The 19,697-nt window shown below is 64.7% G+C and carries 16 protein-coding genes; 5 read left to right on the top strand and 11 right to left on the bottom strand.

All coding sequences use genetic code 11. The features are described 5' to 3' along the window. Positions 1-43: 43 nt before the first annotated feature. From CUJ90_RS03565 to CUJ90_RS03545, 5 genes are all read right to left on the bottom strand, one after another. On the bottom strand, positions 44-1,360 hold the full coding sequence (locus CUJ90_RS03565) for a sulfate adenylyltransferase subunit 1 (RefSeq protein ID WP_073431709.1): 1,317 nt from the start codon (positions 1,358-1,360) through the stop codon (positions 44-46). A 21-nt stretch (positions 1,361-1,381) separates the two neighbouring features. Beyond that, positions 1,382-2,344 carry a sulfate adenylyltransferase subunit CysD gene (gene cysD, locus CUJ90_RS03560; RefSeq protein WP_073431708.1) on the bottom strand — a complete coding sequence of 321 codons (963 nt, stop codon included), beginning with the start codon at positions 2,342-2,344 and terminating at the stop codon, positions 1,382-1,384. A gap of 115 nt (positions 2,345-2,459) precedes the next feature. Beyond that, positions 2,460-3,206: a phosphoadenylyl-sulfate reductase gene (locus CUJ90_RS03555; protein ID WP_114161998.1), complete on the bottom strand. Its 747-nt coding sequence runs from the start codon at positions 3,204-3,206 to the stop codon at positions 2,460-2,462. Continuing rightward, positions 3,203-3,760, bottom strand: a complete 558-nt coding sequence (locus CUJ90_RS03550; protein ID WP_073431706.1) for a DUF934 domain-containing protein — start codon at positions 3,758-3,760, stop codon at positions 3,203-3,205. Before CUJ90_RS03550 ends, CUJ90_RS03555 begins: the two co-directional genes overlap by 4 nt. A 22-nt stretch (positions 3,761-3,782) precedes the next feature. After that, positions 3,783-5,462 carry a nitrite/sulfite reductase gene (locus tag CUJ90_RS03545; RefSeq protein ID WP_073431705.1) on the bottom strand — a complete coding sequence of 560 codons (1,680 nt, stop codon included), beginning with the start codon at positions 5,460-5,462 and terminating at the stop codon, positions 3,783-3,785. Between the two features lie 216 nt (positions 5,463-5,678). Between CUJ90_RS03545 and CUJ90_RS03540 the strand changes: the two genes are divergently transcribed. The 5 genes from CUJ90_RS03540 to CUJ90_RS03520 all read left to right on the top strand — a co-directional run bounded on the left by CUJ90_RS03540 (position 5,679) and on the right by CUJ90_RS03520 (position 12,730). Then, positions 5,679-6,620, top strand: a complete 942-nt coding sequence (locus tag CUJ90_RS03540; protein WP_073431704.1) for a CysB family HTH-type transcriptional regulator — start codon at positions 5,679-5,681, stop codon at positions 6,618-6,620. A gap of 32 nt (positions 6,621-6,652) precedes the next feature. After that, complete coding sequence (locus CUJ90_RS03535) at positions 6,653-7,813, top strand: ABC transporter substrate-binding protein (RefSeq protein WP_083085789.1); 1,161 nt, start codon at positions 6,653-6,655, stop codon at positions 7,811-7,813. A gap of 157 nt (positions 7,814-7,970) precedes the next feature. Then, positions 7,971-9,173: an efflux RND transporter periplasmic adaptor subunit gene (locus CUJ90_RS03530; RefSeq protein WP_114163422.1), complete on the top strand. Its 1,203-nt coding sequence runs from the start codon at positions 7,971-7,973 to the stop codon at positions 9,171-9,173. A 15-nt stretch (positions 9,174-9,188) separates the two neighbouring features. Continuing rightward, the gene (locus CUJ90_RS03525) at positions 9,189-12,398 is read left to right on the top strand and encodes an efflux RND transporter permease subunit (RefSeq protein WP_114161997.1); all 3,210 of its coding nucleotides are present in this window, start codon (positions 9,189-9,191) and stop codon (positions 12,396-12,398) included. 71 nt (positions 12,399-12,469) lie between these two features. Continuing rightward, on the top strand, positions 12,470-12,730 hold the full coding sequence (locus CUJ90_RS03520; RefSeq protein WP_073431701.1) for a hypothetical protein: 261 nt from the start codon (positions 12,470-12,472) through the stop codon (positions 12,728-12,730). A gap of 50 nt (positions 12,731-12,780) precedes the next feature. Here CUJ90_RS03520 and CUJ90_RS03515 read toward each other — a convergent pair whose 3' ends face one another. The 6 genes from CUJ90_RS03515 to CUJ90_RS03490 form a co-directional block, all read right to left on the bottom strand. Continuing rightward, on the bottom strand, positions 12,781-13,932 hold the full coding sequence (locus CUJ90_RS03515; protein ID WP_114161996.1) for a Gfo/Idh/MocA family protein: 1,152 nt from the start codon (positions 13,930-13,932) through the stop codon (positions 12,781-12,783). A 21-nt stretch (positions 13,933-13,953) separates the two neighbouring features. Further along, positions 13,954-15,006, bottom strand: coding sequence for a sugar phosphate isomerase/epimerase family protein (locus CUJ90_RS03510; protein ID WP_114161995.1), 1,053 nt, complete (start codon positions 15,004-15,006; stop codon positions 13,954-13,956). Between the two features lie 34 nt (positions 15,007-15,040). Further along, positions 15,041-16,018, bottom strand: a complete 978-nt coding sequence (locus tag CUJ90_RS03505; RefSeq protein ID WP_073431698.1) for a substrate-binding domain-containing protein — start codon at positions 16,016-16,018, stop codon at positions 15,041-15,043. Between the two features lie 78 nt (positions 16,019-16,096). Beyond that, positions 16,097-17,110 (bottom strand): ABC transporter permease, encoded by a 1,014-nt coding sequence (locus CUJ90_RS03500; protein WP_073431697.1) that lies wholly within the window; start codon positions 17,108-17,110, stop codon positions 16,097-16,099. After that, on the bottom strand, positions 17,091-18,578 hold the full coding sequence (locus CUJ90_RS03495; RefSeq protein WP_114161994.1) for a sugar ABC transporter ATP-binding protein: 1,488 nt from the start codon (positions 18,576-18,578) through the stop codon (positions 17,091-17,093). Before CUJ90_RS03495 ends, CUJ90_RS03500 begins: the two co-directional genes overlap by 20 nt. Before the next feature lie 3 nt (positions 18,579-18,581). After that, positions 18,582-19,640, bottom strand: coding sequence for a LacI family DNA-binding transcriptional regulator (locus CUJ90_RS03490; protein WP_114161993.1), 1,059 nt, complete (start codon positions 19,638-19,640; stop codon positions 18,582-18,584). Between the last annotated feature and the right edge of the window lie 57 nt (positions 19,641-19,697).

Raw genomic sequence — 19,697 nt, 5'->3', positions numbered from 1 at the left:
TCGTTAGGGCGTCCACGGTGCATGGCAACGCGCCATGCGCCTGTTACGCCGAAAACGCACGGATCATCCCGGCCGCGACCGTGTGATGCGTCGCTTCGTCGATCAGCACGAATGCGCCCGTGCCCTGATGCGTGTCGTACACGTCGCACACCAGCGGTTTTTGCAACGTCAGCGCGACGCGGCCGATGTCGTTCATCGCCAGTTCCTTGCGGTCGGTCGCCTGCGACAGCGTATGCACGTCGAGCACTTCCTTGATCGCGCCGATGCGCGCGAACACCGTATTGGTGGTCTGCTTCAACAGATACTTGCGCTGCGTCGACAGCGGCGTGTCGTCGAACCAGCACAGGTCGGCTTCCAGCTTCTTCGCCGGCTCGGGCGCGGCTTCGCGCAGCACGAAGGTATCGCCGCGCGACACGTCGACGTCCTCGGCCAGACGGATCGTCACCGTTTGACCGGCAAACGCGCGGTCCACTTGAGCGGTTCCGCCCACCACCGGCGCAATGATCTCGGCCACCGTGGCTTCACGGTTCGCCGGCAGCACGACGATGGTATCGCCGACCTTCACTTCGCCCGCTTCGACACGGCCCATGTAGCCGCGGAAATCGTCGGCCTGGCTGCCGTCCTGACGCGCGACCCATTGCACCGGGAAACGCAGCGCCTGGCCCGTCGGAATCTCGACCGGCAACGCCTCGAGCAAGTCCAGCAGCGGTTCGCCCGCATACCACGGCATGCTCTCGCTCGCCGTCACGATGTTGTCGCCCTTGAGCGCCGACACCGGCACGAAGCGCACGTCGTTCAGACCCAGTTGACGCGCGAGTTCGACATACGCGTCGCGAATCTCGTTGAAGCGCGTCTCGCTGTAGTCGACCAGATCCATCTTGTTGATCGCGACGATCGCATGCTGCAAGCCGAGCAGCTTGACGAGCGCGCTATGGCGCTTGGTTTGCGGCAGCAACTGCGCCACGCCGTCGACGAAGGTCACGCGCGTCGCGTCGACCAGGATGATCGCCGCGTGCGCGGTCGATGCGCCCGTCACCATGTTGCGCGTGTACTGCTCGTGGCCCGGCGTATCGGCGATGATGAACTTGCGCTTCGCAGTGGCGAAGTAACGGTACGCGACGTCGATCGTGATGCCCTGCTCGCGTTCGGCTTCGAGGCCGTCGGTCAGCAGCGACAGATCGATTTCGTCGCCGACGGTACGCTTGTTCTTCGCGCGCGACAGCGCCGAGAGCTGGTCGCTCAAGACAGCCTTGCTGTCGTACAGCAGGCGCCCGATCAACGTGCTCTTGCCGTCGTCGACGCTGCCCGCGGTGATGAAACGCAGCACGCCGAGGTCTTCTGGTTGATGAATACCGCTCATGATTGCCTTATCCTCGTGTGCTTAGAAATAACCTTGCTTCTTACGCTGTTCCATCGCGGCTTCGGAAACCTGATCGTCCATCCGCGTCGCGCCGCGTTCCGTGATTTCGGTCACGGCCGTTTCGGCGATGATCTTCTCGAGATCGTCGGCATCGCTTTCCACCGGGCACGTGCAGCTAATGTCGCCGACGGTACGAAAACGCACCAGCGCGGTTTCGCTGGTCTCGCCCTCACGCATCGGCGTGAGCGGCGTGACCGGCACGAGCAAGCCGTTGCGGCGCACGATCTCGCGCTGATGCGCGTAATAGATCGACGGCAATTCGAGCTGTTCGCGAGCGATGTACTGCCACACATCGAGTTCGGTCCAGTTCGAGATCGGGAACACGCGCAGGTGTTCGCCGTTGTGCAGGCGCGCGTTGTAGAGGCTCCACAATTCCGGGCGCTGCGCCTTCGGGTCCCATTGGCCGAATTCGTCGCGGAACGAGAAGATCCGCTCTTTCGCACGGGCCTTTTCCTCGTCGCGGCGCGCGCCGCCGATCAGCGCGGTATAGCCGTGCTGTTCGATGGTTTCGAGCAGCGTGACGGCTTGCGCGGCGTTGCGCGAATCCGTTTCGCGGCGCAGACGCACCGTGCCGCGCTTGATCGAATCCTCGACGTGACCCACCACCAGTTCCGCGCCGATCTCCGCCGCGCGACGATCGCGGAAGTCGATCACTTCGTCGTAGTTGTGACCAGTGTCGATATGCACGAGCGGGAACGGCAGCACGGTCTTGCGATTCGCGCCGATGCCGAAGGCCTTCAGCGCGAGGTGCAGCACCACGACCGAATCCTTGCCGCCCGAGAACAGCAGCGCGGGCTTGCTGCATTCGGCGACCAGTTCGCGCAGGATGTGAATCGACTCGGCTTCGAGCCAATCGAGGTGATCCATCCGGTTCGCCGTATTGGCAAGCGGAGCGTTGATAGTGGAATCGAGCGTGCTGCTCATGTTTGGGTCCTTCGTTGATTCGCTTGACCGAGCGGTTGCTCGCCTAAGCGGAAGTATTCAAATCGGTATCTGCGGCGTCCAAACCCAAAACCCGGGCCTGGAGCGCCTGAATGCTTTATGCCGAAGCGTTCTCGCTGCTGCCAACGGGAATCGGCGTGATCGTCGTGATGTGCAGTCCGCATTCCTTCGTGTCGCGCGACTCCCACCACCAGCGCCCTGCCCGGCTGTCCTCGCCGGGACGGATCGCACGCGTGCAAGGCTCGCAACCGATGCTCGGATAACCGCGCGCATGCAGCGGATTGACCGGCACGTCGAACGCTTTCAGATAAGCCCACACGTCGGCTTCCGTCCAGTCCGTCAACGGATTGAACTTGGCGATATTGCGCGCCGCGTCGTGCTCTTCCTCGTGCAACTCCGCACGCGTCACCGACTGCTCGCGACGCTGGCCCGTCACCCATGCGCTGACGTCCGACAGCGCGCGGTTCAGCGGCTCGACCTTGCGGATTTCACAGCAGCGCTTGCGCAGGTCGACGCTTTCGTAAAACGCGTTCAGACCGTGCGAGTTCACGTATTCCTCGACCGCGGCGGCTTGCGGATGAAACTGTTCGATCTCGTAGCCATAGCGCTCTTTCACGCGATCGAGCATGCCAAGCGTTTCCGCATGCAAACGGCCCGTGTTCAGCGAGAAGATGCCGATCTTCACGCCACGCGACAGAATCGCGTGCGTGAGCAGCATGTCCTCGGCGGCGAGGCTGCTGGCGAGCTTCACGTTCGCGTGGCGCACGGCGATCGAATCGAGCAGCGCATCGAGGCGCTCGACCTTCGCGGCGAGTTCCGGCGTGAGCGATTGCGCGGTGCTCATGCCGGGACCTTTTGCGTAGCGGCGGCGGCCGACGCATCGGCGCCACGGCGGCGAAACAGCGGCGACGGGTTGTCGACCGCGCCCTGGTACTGCACGCTGAATTCGTCGAATGCCTTCAACGCGTCGTCGAGGTCCTTGTCCGCGCGCAGCGCATACGCATCGAAGCCGCAGCGGAACATGAACGTGAGCTGATCGCGCAGCACGTCGCCGATCGCGCGCAACTCGCCCTTGTAGCCATGACGTTCGCGCAACAGGCGGCCGATGCTGTAGCCGCGGCCATCGCGGAACACCGGGAAGTCCACGCCGATCAGCGCGATCTTGTCGAAGTCGCCGGCGATGTCCGCCGGTTCGCTGTCCGGCGCGAGCCACACGCCGATTTCAGCCGCGCCGCGCGAAGCGCTCAGCGCGTCGCGCTCCGCCTGCCACAACGCGAGCGGCACCAGCACCTTGCCGGCGGGCAATGCGTTCACCGCCGGCAGCGTGCCGTCTTCAGCGGCGCGCACCACCGTCCAGTCATCGTTGACGATTGCGCGGTTCTTGATGATAGAAGCCATCTGTTCAGTATCCTTTGCGCGGTTACGCGTGAGCCGGTTGACGCGACGCGTACACGCGTTCCTTGAACGGGGTGATGCCGATGCGGTTGTACGTTTCGATGAAGCGCTCGCCTTCGTGGCGGTTCTCGACGAACGTATCGATCACCTTGCTCATCACGTCCGGCATTTCTTCCGCCGAGAACGACGGGCCGATCACGCGGCCGAGGTGCGCGCCGGTGGCGCCCGTGCCCTGCTCGCCGCCGAGCGTCACCTGATACCACTCCGAGCCGTCCTTATCGACGCCCAGAATGCCGATGTTGCCGACGTGGTGGTGACCGCAAGCGTTGATGCAGCCCGAGATATTCAGCGAGACGTCGCCCAGGTCGTACACGTAGTCGAGATCGTTGAAACGTTCCTGGATCGCCAGCGCGATCGGAATCGACTTCGCGTTCGCGAGCGAGCAGAAATCGCCGCCGGGGCACGCGATGATGTCGGTCAGCAAGCCGATGTTCGGCGTCGCGAAACCTTGCGCCTTGGCTTTTTCCCACAGCGCGAACAGGTCGCGCTTCTTCACGTTCGCGAGAATCAGGTTCTGTTCGTGCGACACGCGGATTTCGCCGAACGAATATTCGTCGGCCCAATCGGCGACCGCTTCCATTTGCGTGTCGGTGGCGTCGCCCGGAGCGATCGTGGTCGGCTTGAGCGACAGCGTCACCGACGCATACCCCTCGACCTTGTGCGGACGCACGTTGCGCTCCACCCAACGCGCGAACGCACGGTTTTCCAGCAGGTGTTTTTCGAACGACGCGTCGGTGTCCGGCAGCTTTTCGTAGACGGGCGGCTGGAAGTATTGCGACACGCGGTCCACTTCCGCTTGCGTGAGCGTGGAAGGACCGTCCTTCAGGTGTTGCCATTCTTCCTCGACCTGCGCCGAGAATTTTTCCGGCGACAGCGCCTTCACGAGAATCTTGATGCGCGCCTTGTACATGTTGTCGCGGCGGCCATAGCGGTTGTACACGCGCAGCACGGCTTCGCAGTACGTCAGCAGATGCTGCCAGGGCAAATCGCGGCGGATGATCGCGCCGACGATCGGCGTGCGGCCCAGGCCGCCGCCGGCCAGAATGTCGGCCACCAGTTCGCCCTGCGCGTTTTTCCTCAGATACACGCCGAGATCGTGAACCTGCACGGCGGCGCGGTCTTCCCGCGAACCCGAGACGGCGATCTTGAACTTGCGCGGCAACCACGCGAACTCGGGATGGAACGTCGACCATTGGCGCAGGATTTCCGCCCACGGACGCGGATCGACCACTTCGTCCGGTGCGACGCCGGCGAACTGATCCGCCGTGATGTTGCGAATGCAGTTGCCCGAGGTCTGAATGCCGTGCATCTGCACCGCGGCGAGCTTGCGCAGGATTTCCGGCGTTTCCTCGAGCTTGATCCAGTTGTACTGGATGTTCGAGCGCGTCGAGAAATGGCCGTAGCCGCGGTCGTGTTCACGCGCGATCTGGGCCAGCACGCGCATCTGGTCGCTGCGCAGATTGCCGTATGGAATCGCGATGCGGTGCATGTAGGCGTGGCGCTGATAGTACAGGCCGTTCTGCAGACGCAGCGGACGAAACTCCTCTTCGCTCAATTCGCCCGACAAGCGGCGGCGAACCTGATCGGCGTACTGCGCGACCCGTTCATCGACGATGGTCTGGTCGTACTGATCGTATTGGTACATTCGGGGACCCCAATATTTTTGCGTGACACACGACGGTCCGGTTCCGCCGCGTCCTGAATTTCCGTTTGTCAGCAAGCGAGCGTCAGGGTTTAGACCCATCTCTCATTTGCTTATAACAAATACAGATATCCATATTGAAAAAGATGGACAGATCGTAATAAACTCGCCTTATATTTCAAACGACTAAAAAATTCTTTTGATATGCGGAGGGGTTATATGAACCTGCATCAATTCCGCTTCGTCCGCGAGGCTGTGCGGCAGAACTTCAATCTGACCGAAGCGGCCAAGGCACTGTATACAAGCCAGCCCGGCGTCTCCAAGGCGATCATCGAGCTGGAAGACGAACTGGGCGTGGAAATCTTCACCCGCCACGGCAAGCGCGTGCGCTCGCTCACCGAGCCGGGGCGCATTATCCTGCAGTCGGTCGAGAAAATCCTGCAGGAAGTCGAGAGCCTCAAGCGGGTCGGTAAGGATTACGCGGCGCAGGACCAGGGCAACCTCGTGATCGCCGCCACCCACACCCAGGCGCGCTACTCGCTTCCGGCCGCCATCGCCGAATTCAAGAAGCGCTTCCCCAAGGTTCATCTTTCAATTCTGCAAGGCAGCCCCACCCAGGTGGCCGAGATGGTGATTCACGACCAGGCCGACCTCGCGATCGCCACCGAGGCCGTCGCCAACTATAAGGAACTGGTCTCGCTGCCCTGCTTCCAGTGGCACCACGTCGCCGTGATGCAGCCGGATCATCCGCTGCTCGACCGCAAACTTTTGTCGCTGGATGATCTGACCCAGTATCCGCTGATTACGTATGACAACGCGTTCGCGGGCCGCACCAAGATCAACGAAGCGTTCCGTCTGCGCGCGCTGCACCCCGACATCGTGCTGGAAGCCATCGACGCCGACGTGATCAAGACCTACGTGGAACTGGGTCTGGGCGTCGGCATCATGGCGGATATCGCCTTCAACGCCGAGCGCGACCGCCATTTGCGCGCGATGCCGGTCGGCCACCTGTTCGGCAGCAACGTCACGCGGGTCGCGCTGAAACAGGGCGCGTATCTGCGCAGCTATGTGTATACGCTCGTCGAACTGTTGTCGCCGAGCATGAACCGCAAGCTGATCGAACAGGCGCTAAAAGGCGAACACGAAACCTACGAACTTTGACCTCGCACGCTTCCCGCTACGGAGACCTTTCGATGACGTCGTATAAGAAAAAACTTCGCGGCCTCGCCGCGCTCGGCGCGCTGCTGCTCGCCACCGCCGCCCACGCGGACCTCAAGGTCGGCATCGATCTGTCGAGCACCGGTCCGGCCGCCGTGATCGGCATCACCAGCAAGAATGCGATGCTGATGTGGCCGGCCACGATCGCCGGCCAGAAAGCCGACTACATTTTCCTCGACGACGCCTCCGACCCCGGCGCCGCCGTGCGCAACATCCGCAAGCTGATCAACGAAGATCACGTGGACGTGATCGTCGGCCCGAACATCACGCCGGCGGCAATGGCCGCGCTCGACGCGGTCGCCGAAAACCAGACGCCGATGATCACGCTGATCGGCTCGGCGAGCGTGGTGGAACCGCAGGAAGGCAAGAAGGTGTGGGCCTACAAGATGGCGCAGACCGACAGCGCGATGGCCGACGTGATGACGCGCTACATGTCGAACCACAACGTGAAAACGGTGGGCTTCATCGGTTTCGCGGACGGCTACGGCGAAAGCTGGCTCAACGAGTTCAGCAAGTTCGCCGCGCTGCGCCACATCCAACTGGTCGCCACCGAGCGCTATAACCGCACCGACGCGAGCGTCACCGGCCAGATCCTCAAGCTGATGGCCGCCAAGCCCGACGCGATCCTGATCGCCGGCGCGGGCACGCCGACCGTGCTGCCGCAGCGCACGCTGATCGAGCGCGGCTTCAAGGGGCCGATCTATCAGACGCACGGCATCGCCACGCCCGAGTTCATCAAGCTGGGCGGCAAGGACGTCGAAGGCACGCTGTTCCCGACCCAGCCGGTGGTCGTCGCGCGCACCTTGCCGGCCGACCATCCGGCGAAGAAGGCGGCGCTCGCCTTCGCCAACGAGTACGAGGCGAAGTACGGCCCGGGCAGCGTGACGCAATTCGCGGGCGACGCGGCGGGCGTTTATCCGCGCCTTCAGGACGCGGTGGCGCGGGCGTTGAAAACCGCGCAACCGGGCACGCCGGCTTTTCGCATCGCCTTGCGCGACGAACTCGAGCGCGCGCATGAACTGGTCGTGCCGAACGGCGTGGTCAGCACGAGCGCCAAGGACCACGTCGGGCTGGACCAGCGCGCCAGCGTGATGGGCGCGATCAGGAACGGCAAGTTCGTCTATTTGAGCCAGTGAACGGGCGCCGCGCGAGGCACCGTGTACCATGCTGACGGCCGGCTTGCGGTGAACGCGGGCTCAGGCTGATTTGCCGATTCCGTGCGAGCGCGCGGCGCCTTTGCCGACAGGCAAAGGCGCCGCGCACCGCCAGTCCGTGAAGTCCGTCCCATCGCGCATGCTTAGAACCAGAAAACGCATTCTCATCGCCGCCGCCGTGGCCGTCGTGATCCTCGCGATCGCGATCGTCCAGGCCATCAGGAAGCGCGGCGCGCCCGCCGCCACCGCCACGGTCTCTTCCGTCGTCGAATTCGCCCCCGACGATCTCACCACGGTGAGCCGCCGCACGCTCTCCGAAACGCTGCCGCTGACCGGCTCGCTGCGCGCCGTCACTCAGGCAGCGGTCAAATCCAAGGTGGCCGGCTCCGCGCTCGACGTGTTGGTGCGCGAGGGCGACGCGGTCAAGACCGGCCAGATTCTCGCGAAGATCGACGCCCGCGATTACGTGGCCCGAGCCGAGCAAAGCCGCGGCCAGATGGCGGCGATGGCCGGCCAGCTCGACATCGCCAGGCAGACGCTCGACAACAATCGCGTGCTGGTCGAAAAAGGCTTCATCTCGAAGAACGCGTTCGACACCGCGCAAAGCCAGTACGAGATCGCCCGCGCGAATCTGGATGCGGCGAGGGCGGCGCTGGCGTCGTCGAATCTCTCGCTGGCCGATACCGTGGTGCACTCGCCGCTCGACGGGCAGATCGCCACGCGCTCGGTCGAGCCCGGCGAGAAAGTCGCCGTCGACACCAAGCTGTTCGATGTAGTCGATCTGCGCACGCTCGAACTCGAGGCGCCGGTGCCGGTCGGCGAGATCGGCCGCGTGCGGATCGGCCAGCCGGTGCGGATTGCTTTCGACGGCATCGAGACGCCCGTGCAAGGCGCGATCACGCGCATCAATCCCGCCGCGCAGACCGGCTCGCGCTCGATCATGGTGTACGTGCAGGTCGCCAATCCGTCGGGCACGCTGCGGGTCGGCATGTTCGGCACCGGCACGATCGCGGTCGGCAGCCGGCCGAATGCGCTGGTGGTGCCCGTCACCGCCGTGCGCACCGACGGCGCGCGCCGCAGCGTCTATGCGCTCATCGACGGCAAGCTGGTCGAGCAGACGGTGCAGACCGGCGTGAGCGGCGTGAGCAACGATGGCGAAGGCGCCGCGTGGACCGAAATCGTCGGCGGGCCGTTGGCGGTCGGCCAGCAGATCGTGAAGAACAATCTCGGCTCGTTGCGCATCGGCAGCACCGTGCGCGTGGTACAGCCCGCTAAACCTGCGCTGCCGGCGCAAGCCGCGCCGCCAGCGGCCGGCGCTTCGAGCGCCAGCAGCCCGCGCTGACCGGAGCCCTCGCCCATGTGGTTCACGCGCATCAGCATCGGCAACCCGGTGCTCGCCACGATGATGATGATGGCGTTCGTCGTCATCGGTCTGTTTTCGTATCAGCGGCTGAAGGTCGACCAGTTTCCCGACATCACGTTTCCGGTCGTGGTGGTGCAGACCGCGTATCCGGGCGCGTCGCCGGAATCGGTCGAGTCGGACGTCACGCGCAAGATCGAGGAAGCGGTCAACACGATCAGCGGCATCGAGCAGATCACCTCGCGCTCGTATGACGCGCAGTCGGTGGTGATCGTGCAGTTCGATCTCGCGGTGGACGCGGTGCAGGCCGCGCAGGACGTGCGCGACAAGATCGCGCTGATCCGCCCCGATCTGCGCGACGGCGTGAAGGAGCCGCGCGTATTGCGCTACGACCCGGCGGATATGCCGATCGTCACGGTGGCCGTATCGAACGCGCCGGGCGCGTCGCTCTCCACGCGCGAGCTCACCACCGTCGCCGATCAGATCGTGAGGAAGCGGCTCGAAACCGTGCGCGGCGTCGGCTCGGTGTCGCTGGTGGGCGGCGTCAAGCGGCAAGTGCGGATCGACGTGAATCCGCAGAAGCTGCAGGCGCTCTCGATCGGCGTCGATCAGGTGATCCGCGCGGTGCAGAACGAGAATCAGGAGATTCCCGCCGGGCCGCTCACGTCGAGCCAGGTCGAGCAGACGGTGCAGGTCAAGGGCCGCTTCGAGAAACCGGACGACTTCAGGCGGATCATCGTCGCGCGGCGCGGCGCGCAGTCGGCGATTCCAACGGCGTCGTCCGCCACGCAGCCGGTCACGCTCGATCAGGTCGCCGACGTGGTCGACGGTCAGCAGGAACCGGACAGCATGGGTCTGCTCAACGGGCAGCGCGCGTTGTTCCTGTCGGTCGTCAAGGCGCAGGGCGAGAACACGGTGGAGGTCGCGCAGGGCGTGGGCGCGGAAGTCGCGCGCCTGCAGCCGCAATTGCCGCCGGGCGTGAAGCTCAGCATCACCGACGACTCGTCGATCAACATCGAGGAAAGCGTGAACGAAGTGAAGCGCACCTTGCTCGAAGGCGCGTTGCTCACGGTGCTGATCGTGTTCCTGTTCCTCGGCTCGTGGCGCAGCACGGTGATTACCGGCCTCACGCTGCCGATCGCGCTGATCGGCACCTTCGCGGTGATGTACGCATGCGGCTTCACGATCAACGTGATCACGCTGATGGCGCTATCGCTGTGCGTGGGCCTGTTGATCGACGACGCGATCGTGGTGCGCGAAAACATCGTGCGCCACGTGCAGCTCGGCGCGGACCATCGCACGGCCGCGCTCGACGGCACCAAGGAAATCGCGCTCGCCGTGCTGGCCACCACTTTTTCGATCGTCGCGGTGTTTTTGCCGGTGGGCTTCATGGGCGGCATCATCGGCCGCTTCTTCCATCAGTTCGGCATCACGGTGGCCGCCGCCGTGCTGATCTCGATGTTCGTGTCGTTTACGCTCGACCCGATGCTTTCGTCGATCTGGCCGGACCCCGATCTGCACGACGCGGACACGGGCCGCAAAGGCTATCGCTATGGCCGCTTCATCGAGCGTTGCCTGCACCTGTTCGATTCGCGGATCGATCAACTCACGACCTTCTATCAACGCCTGCTCGGCTGGTCGCTCAGACATCGCGCGCTCACGCTGATCGTGGCCGCGGCGACGTTTTTCGGCAGCCTGTTTCTGGTGCCGTTCGTCGGCACCGAGTTCGTGCCGAATGCGGACTTCTCCGAAACGCAGATCGGCTTGAACACGCCGGTGGGCACCTCGCTCGAAGCCACCTCGGAGAAAGTCAAACAGGTGCAGGCGATTCTCGCCGCCTATCCCGAAGTGCGCTTCACCTACGCGACGGTCAACTCCGGCAACACGCAGGGCAAGAACACCGCGCTCATCACCGTGCGGCTCAAGGAGCGGCGCGAGCGCACGCGCGGCATGGTCGAATTGAACCAGGTGTTTCGCGCGCGGCTCGCCTCGGTGGCGGGCGTATCGGTCACCGAGATCGGCGTGCCGGACGGCGCGGGCAGCACGAAGGCGATCCAGTTGAGTTTGCAGGGCGAGAACATCGACGAACTGCGCCGGCTCTCCGAAGCGGCCCAGGCGCGAATGGCGAAGATCGCCGGGCTGGTCGACCTCGATTCGAGCCTGAAGGCGGACAAGCCGATCGTCGCGATCAACGTGAAGCGCGAACTGGCGTCCGACCTCGGCGTGGGCGTGGCCGACATCGGCACCGCATTGCGGCCGCTGCTCTCCGGCGATGCGATCAGCACCTGGCGCGCGCCCGACGACCAGGACTACGACGTGAGCGTGCGCCTGCCGCGCGCGCACCGCCAGGATGTGGACGATCTCGCGAAGCTGATGATCGCCACCAACCGCACCGACGCCAACGGCGCGCCGGTGCTGGTGCCGCTGCGGCAGATCGCGGACATCGTCACGACGACCGGCCCGGATGTGTTGAACCGGCGCGACCTGCAACGCGAGGTGATGCTGTCGGCGAACGTGAACGGCCGCTCGCCCGGCGACGTCGCTTCGGACATTGCGAGGACGCTCGACGCGATGCATCTGCCGGCGGGCTATCACTACCGTTTCGAAGGCTCGACCAAGAGCATGAACGAGTCGTTCGTGTATGCGGTGGAGGCGTTGGCGCTCGCGGTGATCTTCATCTATATGATTCTCGCGTCGCAGTTCGCGAGCTTCGCGCAGCCGCTCGCGATCATGGCGTCGCTGCCGCTCACGCTGATCGGCGTATTGATCGCGCTGCTGCTGTTCGGCAGCACGCTGAACATGTTCTCGATCATCGGCTTCGTGATGCTGATGGGGCTCGTCACCAAGAACGCGATCCTGCTGGTGGACTTCGCCAATCAGGCGCGGCGCGGCACGCTGCTCGACGCCTCGGGCAAGGGCCGCAAGATGGAGCGGCGCGAGGCGCTGCTCGAAGCGGCGCGCGTGCGTCTGCGGCCGATTCTGATGACCACGCTGGCGATGATCTTCGGCATGCTGCCGCTCGCCGCCGCGCTCGGCGAAGGCGGCGAGCAACGCGGGCCGCTCGGGCAGACCGTGATCGGCGGGGTGATTACGTCGTCGATCTTGACGCTGGTGGTCGTGCCGGTGGTCTATACGGTGCTGGAGGATTGGGCGGATTGGTTGCGGCGTAAATTCCGCCGCAAGCTGCAAGCCGCGGTGAAGCGATGACGTGGGGCCGCCGCCCCGCCCGCGCGAAATTGTTAAAGTAGTGATCTTTCCCCGATCAACGGTCCCCCATCATGCGCACCACTCGAGCCATCCACGCTGTCGAACGGTTGAAAACGCGCAGCGGCAATCCGCGGTTCGCCGCGATCAGCCTGTCGGGCGGCCTGTTCTATCTGGTCGACAAATCGGGCGGCGCCGACAAGAAAGTCTCGGATCCGCTCACGCTCGACGACTTCGTCAAATTCGTCGACGCTTACGGTCCGCCCAAACCGCGCAAGGCCAGCAAGCTCGATATCGCGTTCGAAGAGCAGATCAAGAAAAGCAAGGGCGGTTGAACGGCGGGCGATAGTTTCAACGCTTCGCGATCGGCCGCTCCCCGTCTCTTTCAAGCGACGCCGATTTCCCGCCACTGACCATCCGCCGCACTGCTTGCCAGCACCGCGTCGATGAAACGCAAGCCGGCCACGCCATCTTCCACCGTCGTCAGCAGCAGGCTTTCAGCAGGCAGCGGGCGGCCTTCGTCCAACGCTTCGATCTGCAACGCCGCGTCCTTGTACAACTGCGCGAACGCTTCCAGATAACCTTCGGGATGCCCCGGCGGCACGCGTGTCGCGTGCGCCGCGATCGCGCTGGTCACGCGCCCTCGCGTCAAGCGCTCAGCCGAACCGCCGAGGGGCGTGAACCACAATGCGTTGGGGTGCTCCTGATCGAAGACGAGGCTCGCCCTCGTTCCATACACGCGCAGACGCAACGCATTTTCCGCGCCGCTCGCCACCTGGCTCGCCCACAGCATGCCGCGTGCGCCGTTCGAATAGCGCAGCATCGCCTGCACGTGATCGTCGATGCGGCGTCCGGGCACGAAGGTATGCAACTCGGCGGATAACGCGGAGGGCGTCATGCCGGTGACGAACGCGGCGAGATGATACGCATGCGTGCCGATATCGCCGAGACAGCCGGCCGGCCCCGCCAACGCGGGGTCCGTGCGCCAGCCGGCCTGCTTGTTCACCCCGCTCGTTTCTATCGGCTCGGCCAACCAGTCCTGCGCGTATTCCACTTGCACGACGCGCAGTTCGCCCAGTTCGCCGCGTTCGATCAGTTCGCGCGCGTGACGCACGAGCGGATAACCGGAGTACGTATGCGTCAATGCAAACAGCTTGTTCTTCTCGCGAGCGAGCCTCGCCAACGCCTCGCCTTCGACCAGCGAAATCGCCAGCGGCTTGTCGCACACCACGTGGATGCCCGCTTCGAGAAAAGCCGTTGCAACCGGCGCATGCAGATGATTCGGCGTGACGATCGCGACGGCGTCGATCCCGTCGTCGCGCGCGGCTTCGGCGCGCGCCATCTCATTCCAGTCCGCATAGCTGCGCGCGATCCCGGCCTCGGCGGCGCTTGCTTGCGCGCGCCGCGGATCGGACGACAACGCGCCGGCGACCAGTTCGAACCGGTCATCGAGCCGCGCCGCGATCCGATGCACCGCGCCGATAAACGCGCCCTGTCCGCCGCCGACCATGCCCAACCTGAGCCTTCTATATGACATCGCTCCCGCTCCTGGTGATCGCTAGCGGATGCCGAGCACGCGCTTCAATTGCGCCGCATCCACGCCGCTGCCCGCGAAGTCGTCGAAGGCATGCTCGGCCACGCGGATGATGTGCCGCCGGATGAACTCCGCGCCTTCACGCGCGCCGTCGTGGGGATGCTTCAGCGCGCACTCCCATTCGAGCACCGCCCAGCCCGGAAAATCGTATTGCGCCATCTTCGAGAAGATCGCGCCGAAATCGATCTGCCCGTCGCCGAGCGATCTGAAGCGGCCCGCGCGCTCCACCCAGCCGCTGTATCCGCCATACACGCCCTGCTTGCCGTTCGGGCGAAACTCCGCGTCCTTCACATGAAACGCCTTGATGCGTTCGTGATAGATGTCGACGAATGCGAGGTAATCCAGTTGCTGCAGAACGAAATGGCTCGGGTCGTAGAGAATGTTGGCGCGCGGGTGTTGCTTCACGGCGTCGAGAAAGCGCTCGAACGTGACGCCGTCGTGCAGGTCCTCGCCCGGATGCAGTTCATAGCAAACGTCGACGCCGGCTGCGTCGAATGCATCGAGAATCGGCGACCAGCGGCGCGCGAGTTCGTCGAACGCGGCTTCGATCAAGCCTGCCGGACGCTGCGGCCAGGGATACAGATACGGCCACGCCAGCGCGCCCGAAAACGACACGTGCGTGTTCAAGCCCAGGCGCCGCGACGCCTGCGCCGCGAGTTTCATCTGCTCGACGGCCCACTGCGTGCGCGCGGCGGGATTGCCGCGCACATGCTCGGCGGCGAAGCCGTCGAATAACGCGTCGTAAGCGGGATGCACCGCGACCAGTTGCCCTTGCAGATGCGTCGACAATTCGGTGATCGTCACGCCCGCGTTTTCAGCGATCTCGCGCAGTTCGTCGCAATACGTCTGACTCGCCGCCGCCTGTTCGAGATCGATCAGGCGCGCGTCGCACGGCACCTGAATGCCCTTGAAGCCGAGACTCGCGGCCCATCCCGCCAGATGCGCGAGATTGTCGAAGGGCACTTCGTCGCCCATGAACTGAGCCAGAAAGATCGCCGGGCCCTGGATGGTTTTCATTGTCTGGTTCCTCACACTTCGACGCGCTCGCCGCTCAGAACGGCGAGTCGGGGAAGTAGAACTGTTGCGCGTTTTCCTTCGTGATCAGCACCGATGGAATGATGGTGGTGGCCGGCAGCTTCTCGCCCTTGAGCCGCGCTTCGGCGGTGAGCTTGATCGCGTCGTAGATGAACTTCGGCGAATACGACACGTCGGCCTTAATCAGCGGCGCGCCGTCCATCACGTTCTTCACCATGCCCTTCGAGCCCGCGCCGCCGAACACGATCTTGATGTCGCTGCGCCTCGCCTGATCGATCGCCTTGATCACGCCGACGGCCATGTCGTCGTCGGCGGCCCACACCGCGTCGATGTGCTTGAAGCGCGTGAGGTAATCCTGCATCACCTTGAACGCGTCGTCGCGATTCCAGTTCGCGTACTTGGCATCGAGGATCTTGATGTTCGGATAGGCCTTCAGCACGCCGGTGAACGCGGCCCAGCGCTCGTTGTCGAGCGTCGTCGGAATGCCGCGCAGCGCGACGATGTCGCCCTTGCCGTCGAGCGCTTTCGCCAGATATTCCGCGGGGATCCTGCCGAACGCGGTGTTGTCGCCGGCGACGTAGGCGTCCTGCGCGCTCTTGTCGGTCAAGCCGCGGTCCACCACCGTCACGTAGATGCCCTTCTTCTTCACCTGCGCGACCGGCTGCGTGAGCGAGGCCGATTCGAACGGGAAAATCACCAGCGCGTTGATCTTGTTCACCGTCACGAGGTCCTGCAACTGGTTCGCCTGTTCCGGCGAGCCGGCCGCGGTTTTCACGATCACTTTCAGATCGGGGTGCATTTTCTCCAGATCGGCTTTCGCCTTGTTCGCCCACCAGACGATGCCGCCCGTGAAGCCATGATCGGCCGTCGGAATCGCGACGCCCAGCGTGACTTTTTCCGCGGCGCGCGCCGTGCCGATACCGGCCACGCCCGCCGTACCCAGTACTCCCAACGCCAGCATGCCGGCGCCGACCGCTCGAATGATCCGCTTCATGGTTGTGTCTCCTATGGTGAGGCGTTCGTGCGCCCCGGTTCTGGAATATGCCTGTGTGTCACGCTGAAGCCACCACGACTACCGCCGTCCGCGCTGCACGAACGCGACGAAGATAATCACCACGCCCTGCACCGCCGCGTTCAGATACACGCTGATGATGCTGGTCAGATTCAGAATGTTCGCGATCACCGACAGCAGGACCGCGCCGATCACCGTGCCGACCACACGTCCCTCGCCGCCCTTCAACGCCGTGCCGCCGACCACCACCGAGGCGATCGCCTCGAGTTCCCATAGCAGGCCCGTGGTCGGCGTGGCCGAGCCGAGCCGCGGCACGTAGAGCACCGTGGCGACGCCGACGCAAATGCCGAGCAGCACGTAGGTAACGATCTTCACCGTATCGACGCGAATCGCCGCATAGCGCGCGACCTGTTCGTTCGAACCGATCGCCTGCACGTGCCGGCCGAACGCGGTCCGATTGAGGATCAGCGCGCCGCCCGCCGCCACCACGAGAAACACCCAGATCGGCACCGGCACGCCGAACAGGCTCGCGTAATACACCGGCCCGTACAGATCGGAGAGCGAGTTGTCGAGCGTCAACGCGCCGCCGTCGGCGAGCCAGGTGAGCACCGCGCGAAAAATACCCAGCGTTCCCAGCGTGACGATGAACGGCTCGATCCGTCCTTTCGTGATCAGCAGCCCATGCGCGCAGCCGAACAACCCGCCGAGCAGCAGCGCGAACACGATGCCGAGCGTGACGATCGCGAGCGGCGCGAAGGTATGGCCGCCGAGGCCCGCGGCGAGCGCGTTCATCAGCCAGATCATGCTGCCCGCGATCAGCGCGGCCATCGAGCCGACCGACAGATCGATGCCGCCCGAAATGATCACGAAGGTCATGCCGACCGCGATGATGCCGATGAACGACGTGCGCGTGAGCACGTTCATCATGTTGTCGAGCGTCGCGAAATCGCGGTTGAGCAGCGTGCCGACGATGCACAGCGCGATCAAGCCGGCCAGCGGCCCGAGTGCGTACAGTCGATGCGCGAAGCGCAGCGCGCGCCCGGATTGCACGGCTTCAGTGGGTGCCGGTCGCATGGGCGATCAACTCCTCTTCGGTCAGATGTTCGAGCGTGAGCGTGGCTTGCAGGCGCCCCGCGCGCATCACGGCGACGCGGTGGCACAAGCCGATCAGCTCGATCAGTTCGGATGAAATGACGATCACCGCGCGGCCTTGCGCGGCGAGACGATGAATCAGGAAATAGATGTCGCGTTTCGCGCCGACATCGACGCCGCGCGTCGGCTCGTCGAGCACGATCACGTTCGGGTCCGGCTGCAGGAACTTGGCGAGCGCGAGCTTCTGCTGATTGCCGCCGGAGAGCATGCGCGCGCGGCTCGACAGGTCGCCGGTGCGAATGCCGAATTCGCTCACGGCTTTCGTCAACGCCGCGCGGCCCGCCTTCAGATCGAGCAGCGGATGCGCGTAACGTTCGAGCGTCATCAACGTGACGTTGTCCTGCAAGCTCAGGTTCACGTGCAGGCCCTTGCCCTTGCGATCCTCGCTGAGATACGTGAGGCCGTGGCGCATCGCGTCGCGCGGGCTTGACAGATCGGCGCGGCGGCCGGCGATCTCGATGCGGCCCGCCGTGCGCTTGCGCAAACCGATGATCGCTTCGAACGCCTCGGTGCGGCCCGCGCCGACGAGGCCCGCAAAGCCCAGCACTTCGCCGGCGCGCACGTCGAAGCTCAGGTCGTCCACCCAATCCGGCACCGTGAGTCCTTGCACTCGCAGCGCGATCGGCGCATCGGCTGAGACGGTGAGCTTGTCGGGGAACATGTCGGACACGTCGCGCCCCACCATCAGGTTCGCCATCTGCTGCCGCGCGAGCCCCGCCGTTGCGCCGCGGGCGACGAAGCGGCCGTCGCGCATCACGATCACTTCGTCGGTGATGCGCTCCACTTCGTCGAGCTTGTGCGAGATGTAGATGATGGTCACGCCGTCGGCCTTGAGCTTCGCCATCAGCGTGAAAAGCCGTTCGGTTTCGGAAGGCGTGAGCGTGGCGGTCGGCTCGTCCATGATGAGCAAACGCGCGCGCCGCGAGAGCGCCTTGGCGATCTCCACCATCTGCTTTTCCGCGACGATCAATTCGCGCACTTTGGTGTCGGGCGCTTTCTCCAGACCCACTTGCGCGAGATAACGCGCCGCTTCGGCACGCATCGCGGCGTCGTCGACGAACCAGCCGCGTTTCTTCTCGTGACCGAGGTACATGTTCTGCGCGATGGTCAGGTGCTCGGCGAGATTGAACTCCTGGTGAATCAGCACGATGCCTTGCGCTTGCGCCTCGCGCGAGCCGATGAACCGCTGCGCGTGGCCGTCGATCAGCAAGCTGCCCGAGGTCGCCGTTTCATAGCCGGCGAGAATTTTCATCAGCGTCGATTTGCCCGCGCCGTTCTCGCCGAGCAGACCGTAGATGCGCCCCGGCGTCAGCTCGAAACTCACGCCGTGCAGTACACGCACCGGGCCGAAGTCTTTACGGATGTCGTCGAAACGAACGGCGAGGCTCATGATTCACGCGCTCCCGCGAATCACGAGCCGATGCGGCAGCAGCACGCCCGGCACGTTCGCCAATGGATTCGCGAGCCGTTGCAGCAGGAGGCGCGCGGCGGTTTCGCCGAGTTCGCGCATGGGTTGCGCGATCGTGGTGAGCGGCGGATCGATTTGCGCGGCGAGCGAAATGTCGTCGAAGCCGACCACCGCGATGTCGTCGGGCACGCGCTTGCCGACGCTGCGCAAGCCATGGATCACGCCGATCGCCAGGGTATCGGAGACCGCGAAGATCGCGCTCGGCGCTTGCGGCTGCTGGGCCAGGGTGGCCGCCGCCGACGCGCCCGCTTGGTAGTCGAGGCTGTTCAGGTTCATGCGCCAGCGTTCGTCCGGCGCGATGCCGGCTTCGGCCAACGCGTCGAGATAGCCTTGCTGACGCTGCCGTGCGTACAGGTAGTCCACGTCGGAATTGATGAGCCCGATGCGCCGATGGCCGCGCGCGAGCAGATGCCGCACGGCGTCGCCGGCCGCGCGGTAGTTGTCGATGCCCACGTAGGGCACGCCCACCGACGGATCGAACTCGCAGCACGCGACCCACGGCAGCGCGCTGGACGCCTCGCCGAGCGCCTGCTGGATCGTCGCCGGGTCGAGGCAGATCGCGCCGTCCGCGCGGCGGCGCTGCAACAGGTCGAAGTAGCTGCGCTCGCGGCCCGGATCGGCGCCGGTGTCGCAGAGCAGCATGAAGTAGCCGTGCTGACGCGCGACGCTGTCGATGCCGCGCACGATCTCGGCGTAAAACGGATTGCCGAAGTCGGGCACCATCGTCAGCAGCAGGCGGCTTTCGGCGGTGCGCAGATTGCGCGCGAGTTCGTTGACGCGGTAGCCGCTGGCGTCGATCGCCGCCAGCACCTTGTCGCGGGTTGCGGGCCGCACGTTCTCGTGGCCGTTCAGCACACGCGAGACCGTCGCCACCGATACGCCCGCCTGCTCGGCGACGCCGGCAATCGAGACCCCTTCGGCCGCGCGCGGCGGACGCACGCTGGACGCGGAGGTGGAATCCGTCCTGGACGACGATCTGGACAAGTTGAATGCCCTCGAAAATGTAATCGATTACATTTTTGGACGATTCAAGCCGGAATC

This window comes from Paraburkholderia terricola (assembly GCF_003330825.1).
GTDB classification, from domain to species: Bacteria; Pseudomonadota; Gammaproteobacteria; order Burkholderiales; family Burkholderiaceae; genus Paraburkholderia; species Paraburkholderia terricola.
The sequence above is the reverse complement of the archived record's forward strand: the minus strand, read 5'-3'. Positions and strand labels throughout refer to the sequence as shown.

Bases quoted from the DNA above. Each gene is read 5' to 3' on its own strand.
- CUJ90_RS03510 (WP_114161995.1), bottom strand. From the start codon at position 15,006: ATGAAAACCATCCAGGGCCCGGCGATCTTTCTGGCTCAGTTCATGGGC.
- CUJ90_RS03565 (WP_073431709.1), bottom strand. From the start codon at position 1,360: ATGAGCGGTATTCATCAACCAGAAGACCTCGGCGTGCTGCGTTTCATC.
- cysD (WP_073431708.1), bottom strand. From the start codon at position 2,344: ATGAGCAGCACGCTCGATTCCACTATCAACGCTCCGCTTGCCAATACG.
- CUJ90_RS03500 (WP_073431697.1), bottom strand. From the start codon at position 17,110: ATGCGACCGGCACCCACTGAAGCCGTGCAATCCGGGCGCGCGCTGCGC.
- CUJ90_RS03555 (WP_114161998.1), bottom strand. From the start codon at position 3,206: ATGAGCACCGCGCAATCGCTCACGCCGGAACTCGCCGCGAAGGTCGAG.
- CUJ90_RS03495 (WP_114161994.1), bottom strand. From the start codon at position 18,578: ATGAGCCTCGCCGTTCGTTTCGACGACATCCGTAAAGACTTCGGCCCG.
- CUJ90_RS03535 (WP_083085789.1), top strand. From the start codon at position 6,653: ATGACGTCGTATAAGAAAAAACTTCGCGGCCTCGCCGCGCTCGGCGCG.
- CUJ90_RS03545 (WP_073431705.1), bottom strand. From the start codon at position 5,462: ATGTACCAATACGATCAGTACGACCAGACCATCGTCGATGAACGGGTC.
- CUJ90_RS03515 (WP_114161996.1), bottom strand. From the start codon at position 13,932: ATGTCATATAGAAGGCTCAGGTTGGGCATGGTCGGCGGCGGACAGGGC.
- CUJ90_RS03540 (WP_073431704.1), top strand. From the start codon at position 5,679: ATGAACCTGCATCAATTCCGCTTCGTCCGCGAGGCTGTGCGGCAGAAC.
- CUJ90_RS03550 (WP_073431706.1), bottom strand. From the start codon at position 3,760: ATGGCTTCTATCATCAAGAACCGCGCAATCGTCAACGATGACTGGACG.
- CUJ90_RS03530 (WP_114163422.1), top strand. From the start codon at position 7,971: ATGCTTAGAACCAGAAAACGCATTCTCATCGCCGCCGCCGTGGCCGTC.
- CUJ90_RS03525 (WP_114161997.1), top strand. From the start codon at position 9,189: ATGTGGTTCACGCGCATCAGCATCGGCAACCCGGTGCTCGCCACGATG.
- CUJ90_RS03505 (WP_073431698.1), bottom strand. From the start codon at position 16,018: ATGAAGCGGATCATTCGAGCGGTCGGCGCCGGCATGCTGGCGTTGGGA.
- CUJ90_RS03520 (WP_073431701.1), top strand. From the start codon at position 12,470: ATGCGCACCACTCGAGCCATCCACGCTGTCGAACGGTTGAAAACGCGC.